This window comes from Paenibacillus jamilae, from assembly GCF_050482105.1.
GTDB classification, from domain to species: Bacteria; Bacillota; Bacilli; order Paenibacillales; family Paenibacillaceae; genus Paenibacillus; species Paenibacillus jamilae_B.
The window spans coordinates 1-1,025 of the sequence record NZ_JBCNHI010000089.1; the positions used below are offsets into that span (position 1 = coordinate 1).

At 53.0% G+C, this 1,025-nt stretch carries 1 protein-coding gene; it reads left to right on the forward strand.

Features of this window, described 5'->3' with window-relative positions; all coding sequences use genetic code 11:
• Positions 1-1,025: AMP-binding protein (locus tag ABEW32_RS26510; protein ID WP_430193291.1), on the forward strand; the 1,025-nt coding region annotated here is incomplete at both ends.

The window sequence follows — 1,025 nt, forward strand, 5'->3', positions numbered from 1 at the left end:
TCGGGCGTGATGAAGCACGTCCAGGAGCAATCGATCAATTCCCATGTCTACGATACGTATCCGTTGTATGAAATCCAGGGATTGTCGGAGCTTAAGCAGGATTTGATCAACCATATTCTTATTTTTGAGAACTATCCAGTAGAGGAACAAATCGAGCAATTAGGTAGTGGGGAGGCATCCAGCTTCACCATCACAGGAGCCGAGTCTGTCGAGCAGACCAACTATGACTTTAACCTGGTGGTGCTGCCAGGGGATACCATCCATGTGAGCTTTGGCTATAATGCCCGGGCCTTTGAACGGGAAAGTGTAGAGCACATTCGAGGCCATCTGGTGCAGCTGCTGGAGCAGGTGACTGCGAAGCCGGACATCCGTGTACAGGAGCTGGATATGATAACCGCGCAGGAACGCGAGCAGATCGTTGAGGTCTGGGGCAATACAGCGGTAGCCTATCCAAACGAGCAAACGATTCACGGCTTGTTCGAGGCGCAAACGGCCCAGACGCCAGAGCAGACAGCCTTGTTCTTTGAAGGAGAAGCGCTGACTTACCGTGAGCTGAATGAACGCGCCAATCGATTAGCGCGCACCCTGCGCAATCAAGGCGTGACGAAAGATCGTTTGGTCGGTCTGATGACCGAGCGGTCGGTGGACATGATCGTGGGCATCTTCGGGATTTTAAAAGCCGGAGGCGCCTATGTTCCTATCGATCCAACCTATCCAGAAGAGCGCATCCGCTATATGCTGGATGACTCGGGGGCGAAGCTGCTGTTGACACAAAGTCATCTGGTGGACAAAGCAGTTATCGACGGTCAAGTGCTGGTGCTGGATGGAGCACAAAGTGTGTACCACGAGGATGGCTCCAACCTGGAGCCAGGGTCCGGTCCAAACGATTTGGCGTATGTGATTTATACGTCAGGAACAACCGGGCAGCCGAAGGGCGTGATGCTGGAGCACCACGGGCTGTGCAATCTGAAAACGTATTTTGATCAGACGCTTCGAATCCGTACATCGGATCATGCGCTGTTGTT